At 59.9% G+C, this 7,639-nt stretch carries 6 protein-coding genes; all 6 read right to left on the bottom strand.

Translation table 11 applies throughout. From position 1 onward, the window contains the following. Positions 1 to 160: 160 nt before the first annotated feature. Complete coding sequence (locus tag QMZ26_RS21030; RefSeq protein ID WP_283222574.1) at positions 161 to 910, bottom strand: putative type VI secretion system effector; 750 nt, start codon at positions 908 to 910, stop codon at positions 161 to 163. 115 nt (positions 911 to 1,025) lie between these two features. Beyond that, positions 1,026 to 1,781: a putative type VI secretion system effector gene (locus QMZ26_RS21025; protein WP_283222573.1), complete on the bottom strand. Its 756-nt coding sequence runs from the start codon at positions 1,779 to 1,781 to the stop codon at positions 1,026 to 1,028. Between the two features lie 69 nt (positions 1,782 to 1,850). After that, a complete protein-coding gene (locus tag QMZ26_RS21020) occupies positions 1,851 to 2,603 on the bottom strand; it encodes a putative type VI secretion system effector (protein WP_283222572.1) in 753 nt (250 codons plus the stop codon). Continuing rightward, positions 2,600 to 5,491 carry a T6SS effector BTH_I2691 family protein gene (locus tag QMZ26_RS21015; protein ID WP_283222571.1) on the bottom strand — a complete coding sequence of 964 codons (2,892 nt, stop codon included), beginning with the start codon at positions 5,489 to 5,491 and terminating at the stop codon, positions 2,600 to 2,602. The genes QMZ26_RS21020 and QMZ26_RS21015 overlap by 4 nt, the downstream gene beginning before the upstream one ends. A gap of 26 nt (positions 5,492 to 5,517) precedes the next feature. Beyond that, a complete protein-coding gene (locus QMZ26_RS21010) occupies positions 5,518 to 6,447 on the bottom strand; it encodes a DUF4123 domain-containing protein (RefSeq protein ID WP_283222570.1) in 930 nt (309 codons plus the stop codon). Further along, a partial coding sequence (locus QMZ26_RS21005) for a type VI secretion system Vgr family protein (RefSeq protein WP_283222569.1) occupies positions 6,437 to 7,639 on the bottom strand: 1,203 nt, incomplete at its 5' end. The genes QMZ26_RS21010 and QMZ26_RS21005, both read right to left, overlap by 11 nt.

Raw genomic sequence — 7,639 nt, 5'->3', positions numbered from 1 at the left:
CAACGCCACTGTCGCGAAGGATGCGGGCACTGGCGGTGGAGGGAGCAGCCTCTTTTTGCGTCGGCTCCAGCTTGCGGCGCAGACAAACTGAAAACTCATACTGACGGCGCTTGGCAGCCATAACGGACAACCACTCCTGGTTACCACAACTCAGTTCAAGTCAGTACCTGAAGTACGTATCACCCAAAGCAGGATGGTCATCCGCACTCCTATTCAACTTTGTGATATTCCTTAAATTTATATATTTACCATTGGCCCAACCAAGAGATTGGAAAATTGAGTCAGCCATCCTTGCATAACGCGTGAATCGAGAGCCGATCCGAATTCCAATGAAACAAGAAACTGAGATGCAGCCAGCAAATATGTATAGCATTTTTTTCAATGATGACCAGTCCCAAGGCATTTCATCAAGTGATCCAAGGACGGTAACCAAGACATATAGCGCAGCACTTGGCAATGAGAACATCAGTGTGTACTTCATGACACCGATCCAGTGCGCCCAGCTCCCAGAGCTGACATGGGGATAAGAAACAATCATTCTCTTATATTCATCCAGTACTGACAGAGCAAAGAATTTTCCATCTTCCATCCTGCTTCCAACGATCTTCACTCGATCACCTTCACTGAATGGCCAGTTCCAAAGCAATCCTTCCACTTGGGTTTCGCCAAGCCGGAACTCCACTCTGGTAACTGGCTCAGTCATCTCCTCAGCGGACATCATCGCCATTCCAGCAGCCGGGCCGCTCAGCCCCAGTGCAGCGGCAATGGCGCCAGTAGCCGCGATACCCGATGGATCACTCTCCCGCCAGAATACATTTTCCACAACGTGCTTGACCCGCAGATCGGAGATGACGCCGGCTTGGATGTCAAGCGCCCCCTTCTCCGGCGAAACATCAGCTTCGATTTTCATTTCGGCCTCATCGAAACGGATCCACTAGCCTGGCCAAAGCCGCGGGTGAAAGCCATTGCGGCGGCGCGATAGGGACGTGCTATCTACTGGGGAAGCGTGATGCTAGACGCTGCTGTCAGTACCTGAAATAGGTATCACCCAACGCGGGGTGGTCGCCCGGCTGACGCTTCTGGTTGGTGATGCGCCGCAGATTAATCCGCTTTGCGTTGGGCCAACCAAGCGTCTGGAATATTGCATCAGCCATCTTTGCGAACCGAGTGAAACGCCGCCCCATTCTGTACCCGATGAAGCAGAAGAGCAAAACGCAGACCAAATAGGCCTGAGCTACCAGCACACCTCCGCCTTCATTCCTGCCAATACTATCCTTAAGCTGAACCAGCCAAAAAAATCCGATAACAAGCGCGCACCAAGGCACCGAGAACATCAGGGAATATTTTGCCACCGTCATCCAATGAGCCCAGGTGCCCGCACTGACGTGCGGATAACACACAATCAGCCTACTCTGTTCTTGCAGAACTGAAAGGGCGAAGAAGTTTTCGTCGTCCTCATATCGACCAACCACTCGGACATCATCGCCCTCCAGGAATGGCCAGTTCCAGAGCATTGCTTTTACTTTGATTGCGCCGAGCCGAAACTCAACCCACGTAACCCGCTCCTCCGTTTCCTCAGCGGACATCATCGCCATACTTGCTGCCGGACCACTAAGCCCAAACGCTGCCGCGATTGTGCCAGTCGCTGCCATGCCCTCACGGTCTCCTCTCCGCCAGAAGACGTTCTGCACTACATGTCTGACCCGCAGACTGGAAATGATGCCGGTTTCGGTCTCGAACAGCACCTTGCCGGTCGAGCCCGGCTTACGTTCACGATTCACTGCAAATCCACCTAGAAAATGCCACACGCTGACAGATGCTCATCCGCCATCGAAATCATCAAGAGATTCTCAGTACCTGAAATAGGTATCACCGAGCGCAGCAGGATCACCCGGGCTTTTTCTGAGCTTTGTAATCCGCCTTAGATTCACACTCTTACTGTCGCCCCAGCCAAGCGAACCAAATATGCCGTCAGCAAGCCGGGCAAACCGGTGAAATCGATAGCCAATACTGACCCCAACAGTGGCAGCGATGAACAGGAGCCCAGCAAATATGCAAAGCAGCAACTTCAACAACAACCATCCGTCCTCCAGGATGCCGAGAGAATTCAGGCCAATACCTACGGTAAAAAATGTGCATATCGGCAACGAAATCAATGACGTGTACTTCCAGACCGAGATCCAGTGAGCGCGACTGCCAGCACTGACGTGTGGGTAGGAGACAATCAATCTCTTGCACTCATCCAATACCGAGAACGCGATAAATACTCCGTCCGGGTTTCGGCTTCCGACCACTCTCACGAGATCTCCTTCCTTGTAGGGCCAGTTCCAGAGCAGGCCTTTCACGATCAAATCGTCTAGTCGGAACTCAACCCGGACAACTGACTCCTCCATCTCCTCGGTGGACATCATCGCCATGCTGGCCGCAGGACCACTGAGACCGAGTGCAGCAGCAAAGGCTCCAGTGGCGGCCATACCCTCGCGATCGCCACTACGCCAGAACACATTTTCTACAGTGCGCTTGATTCGCAAATTGGAAATCACGCCGATTTCAGTTTCAAAGGGCGCACACGCGCTTTGTCTTGCCTTCACTTTAGCGGTCATCGCGGCCTCACAGACACTGAGCCAATGGCCTTGTAGAAGGCGATCTGCTGATCTTCGGCTGTGGTGAAGCGCTTCTCGTTTGAGTTACCTTTACCGATTCCGCCATGAGAATTTCTTCCAAAAGCACTACTTCTGGCCCACTTCTCCAGATCATTAGGACTAAGAGCCCAGATAAGCACCTCTGCAGCTAGAAGTGCCAAACCGACCTGCCACCCACTCAGTCGTAGTACCCACACGCCAACGCGTTTCATTGCTTGCGATGCAACTACTTCCGCACCGTCCACAGCAGCTGCCGCTTCCAGTCCGGCTCTCAATCCCCTTAGACCCAAGCTCAGTGAGTTACGTCCAAGCGTTCGCTCAATCACAGGGGCCGAGTAGGCAAGCGCAGTCAGGAACTGTGCACTACCTACAGCGCCTCCCGTGGCTCCGCGAATATTGAGCAAGACGTAGGTCGCATAGCTTTTTCTTTCGAGCGCAACCGTTGCATCCGCAAAACTGTAAGCCGCTCCAATAAAACTACCCGCTCCCGCCAGCACACTGCCGGCAGCCTTCATCCGAATTGCACTGACACTGCCCTCCCCAAAGAACTCCTTGGCTACTGTTTCATGCACACTGGTATACACAGCCAAAAGCGACATGCCGGACGCCAATAACGTCGCATAGTCGCGCGTGTCCTTATCCACCTTTGTTGCCAGATGGATGAAGTTCACCATCTCCAACACGCCCGTGAGGGAGTTCAGACCGACGACATTACGGCTGCTCTCCGCCGCTGCCTGCCAGCGCTTGCGCATTGCCAGTGCACCATGGTGCAGCTCCAGATCGCGGAGTGCGAACTGCATCGGCAGTGCACTCCCCTTCTTGCGATAGAACTGGATGCGCTCCAGGAAATAGCGCTTGCCCTGCTGGCCGCTGCTCAGCTCTTCGGCCACCAGGCTGATCGCCTCGTCGCGCTCCATCAATGCCCGCGTCAGGAGCACAACGCGGACCATGGCATTGCCGACAGTGTCCTGGATGCCCTTCATCGGGAATCGATTCAGGAGGTACGCACCTGCGGTAGTGACGAAGCGATCAACGCCACTGTCGCGAAGGATACGGGCACTGGCGGTGGAGGGCGCAGCCTCCTTCTGCGCCACCTCCAACTTGCGGTAAAGGGTCAGGAAAGACTTCAGGTGTGCGGTGCCTGCGACAAATGCCGCCCAGCTTGCGCCGGCCACCTCAAGAATTGTGTCGGCCCCGACCTGCGCCGCCGAGAGTGTCTGCTCCAGCTCCTCGCGAGCCTCTTTCTGGTTCTTGGCAACCGCTCGCCAGAGCAGGGATCCTCTTCCGGTGACTTTTGTGTCGTTGGCCGATTCAGTCAAAAATGCACGGCCGATCTCGTGCATGCCGAGCGCCGCGATGGCATCGGTGACTACTTCTTCGAACCACACGCCTTGCGCCGCAGACTGGCCGTCAAAGTCCTCAAGCGTCGCCAGAAACAGATCATGGCGGAGCCAGGCAACCAGCACAGCCATCTCTGGGCCCAACCGGTCGAGCACCATCTGCGCCATTGCATCCATGTTCTTCTTGAACGCGGTAAAGCGCGGCTCATCAATCTGCGGCCAATACTTGTTCTTCCACGCTTCCTGCGCATCCTGCAGATAGAGCGGCAGAAACATGTCCTTGTATGCCTGCTCCCGCTTCCGTTTTTCCTCGTCAGGAATCTTCACTCTCGGGTCCCATGACGGAAGCGAGGGATTCCCGAGGCGGAGCTGCCGTTCTTCCTCCCGCACGGTCTGCGCTGCATAGTTCCCAGCCATCACCGCGCCGTTGAGTTCCAGCAACTTCGAGATCTGTTCGATCTGGTCAACCGCTGAAACCTCCAGCTCGCGCTCCCGCTTGAACTGGCCGATGCAGGCAGCGAGGTCATTGCAGTAGCCACTGAGCTCATGCACGGCACCCACCGCATCCCACAGTCCCAGCAGCATGGGCGGGTAATCCTGGCGATCACTGCCGATTCGCCCATTGCTGCTATGTTGCTGCAGCAGCTGGAAGCGCAGTTCGCTCGGCTCGATACCCTCATTGCGGGGGTAATCCCGCCGTGACCATGGGTAACGCGTGCCGTGCTTTCGCAGCCGTGCGACGTTGAGTGCGCCATCCAGCGTGGAAGCGGCCGGGAGCGCGCTGATGTGAGGGAGATCCGGCGGATCGCCCGAGGGATTGTCCAGCAACCGATATTCCATGATGGAGGCCAGCCCAGCGGCGTCCTTCAACGGTGTCTGGTCGCCCTCCGCTCTCGCCGACCTGATCCATCTGGCAGGCTCGATCGGCTGCATCCGCTCAGCGCGCAGGGCCGGATCGGACCCATAACGATCCAGCGTCGCGGGCGTCCATGGGTGCTGGGAGTAGGCGAGCCAGACCGTCCCGCACACATCGGGACGCGGTATGGCGATGAACTCAGTGCGCATGTGGTCGTGACCGCTGCGCCCACAGCTCGGCAGCCCTGCTCCGACGACGGGGCGGGCGCTCATTGCGGAAGGCTGCCGCCACAAAGTACCGTTCTCGGCAATGGCGTAGCATTCCCAGTACCGAGGGCCGTAAGGCCCCTTCTCGTAGTACAGGTACAACATGCCTTGGCGCATGGTCCTGATAGCATGCGCAAGTCCCGCTGCACTCATGTCAGCGTCGGGCATATGTGAGGGTGATAGGCCGCCCAGGTCGACGTCACAACTGTCGGGTACCAAGGTATAGCGCACCGGCAGAATGGCGAGTCCGGTAGAGCGGCAGATGTCGCAGACCGCGCGGCTCTGCGACTCCGGCGGTGCGGCGGTAACAACAGGAAGGTCAGATACGGTTTGGCTGTCCTTGCCTCGGACTCCCCTGTTGCTGGTGCCGGTGTAGGAGCCGCTCACGTCGTTTCCTTCCTCACCATGCTGCGTCATGTGTGCAACCCTCCCTTGATCGCAGCTGCGTGTCCCGACGCTGCCGCGCGTATGTCCTGCCACTCTGCGTCTTCAATGCGCCATGCCAGTTCGTCGTACCGTTCGCCCTTCTCCACCTGCGCCAGCAGCCTCTGAACGGTGGGATGCCTGTGGAAGTGAGGGCCAAGCGAGATCGCATGCCTTGCAAACAGATCCAGCTCATGTCCATTGGCCACGCCACGACGGTGCGCTTCTTCGACACAGCGTTGTACGTGGGCGAAGGTGGAACGGTCGGGCAGGTCGCCGGTCTGCAGCGCTCCGATCCAAGCCTGGTTCAATGCGCCAATGCACTCCACCTCCGGCCAGGACACGGCCGGGTCACCGGGCAGCGCAGGCGCGACCATGTTGTTGATGGCCAAGTGTCTCCAGCGATCCAGGAACATCCACGTTGTGACGCCGGCAAAGCGATACGCCCGTTGCGAACGCGATGAGGTGTGCAGGAACAGGTCCGTCACCATCGGATCGTAGAAGCGCAGCCACCGCTTTCGACCCTGTGCGTGCGGGCAGTGAGCGACCGCTTGCGCGGCTAGCTGGTTGGCCAGTTGCCGGGTCAGCAGCGGCGTCCATAGCCACGCACACGCACGTTGTGGGCGTGCGGTCAGCAGTGACGCCAGGGAGCGCTGCTCCAACGCCATTGCCATCGCCTGGCCGGACAGCAGGGAATGCATGCCTCTGCTCAGGTCGAGCGGGATCAGGGAGGGCCACATGGCAGCCGGTATCTGCCGAATGGCGATCGGGACCGCTTGGACTCCAGCCGAGTCCAGCAGCGCGTCGAAGGCCTCGTCCCTCTCACACCGCTCTACCGCTGGCTGCATCAGCAGGTGGCATTGCCCCGGGCTGCTGCGGTCGATACCAATCAGCTGTTCGCACAACGACTCAACCGACATCGGCGCATCCTTCGTGCCGGCACACTGCAGCGGTCAAGTGCGGTTCGCAGCCCTGGAACTGCCCAGCAGGTACGTCTGCCGCGTCCGAACTGGTTGCCGGCCCCACCCACTCCCGCTGGCTCGCCTTGAATTCCACCTTCCCCGGCGCGCCCAGCTCGATGTTGTCGCCCTCGATCCGGATGTAGGCCCCCGCCGCCGTCGCCAGCAGGTGCTTGCTCGGCGCCGACAGCATCACGTCCGCCTCGGTACTGGCGATACGCACCTGGGTCTTGGCCGCCACGATCGCCTGGTTCTTGTGCGCGCGTGCGCTGACCTTGCCCTGCGCGGCGTGCAATGCGATGCCGCGTTCCTGGTTCGGGCTCTCGCCGCTGGGCTGCACACCGGCGGTGTACAGCACCAAGCCACCGGCAACCGCTAGGGTCAGCGACCCCTGCGTCATCCAGTTCAGCGCCACGCCGCTGGCCAGGGTGGTGTGCGTACCGCTCACCCAGACCTGGTCGGCCGGGGTCAGGCTCAGCACGCCGGCCACGCCGCTGCCCAGCAGGATGGGCGCGCTCCAGCCGGGTGCTTCGCCGTCGCCACCGCTGATGCTGCCGGACGCGCTGCCGCTGTGGGTGGCGCGCAGGTGTTCCTGCAACTCGCCCAGCGTGGTGTCCGCGGGCAGCTCGGCCGGGTCGCTCGGCAGCTGCGCCTGCTGGTTGGCGGCCGATTCGGCCAACTGCTGCAGCAGCTGCTGGCTTTCCTGCAGCTGGGCCAGCGCCTGCGGCGCGGCCATCTGTGGCGTGCCCTGCTCGGTGGTCAGCAGCAGGCCGCGGCCAGCGCGCAGTGCGCCCTGTGCCTGCGTGGCCAGCTCCACGCCAAAGCCGCGCTCGCCGTCGCGCAGGTTGTCCTGGCCGCCCTTCAGGTGGCCCAGCGTCAGCGTGGTCTCGTGCTGGGTGGTGGACAGCTGGGCGCGGCCCTGCCCGGGCGTGTCGTCGAAGCGCAGCTGCTGGTAGCCGCCGGTGCCGCCCTGGCTGTCAGCCAGCGCCTGGCTCTTGAAGCCGGTGTACACCGCCGCGTGGTCATTGCCCTCGAACCACGCCGCCGCGTTGCCGGTAGCGTTGCCGCCACCGCCGTTGATCTGGTTGTGCTGCGCATCCTGCTGGCCACGGCCGTTGTAGACCGCACCGACCACCACGGGGCGATCGATGTC

The organism is Stenotrophomonas sp. PFBMAA-4, assembly GCF_030053215.1.
In the GTDB taxonomy this organism is placed as follows: domain Bacteria; phylum Pseudomonadota; class Gammaproteobacteria; order Xanthomonadales; family Xanthomonadaceae; genus Stenotrophomonas.
The sequence above is the reverse complement of the archived record's forward strand: the minus strand, read 5'-3'. Positions and strand labels throughout refer to the sequence as shown.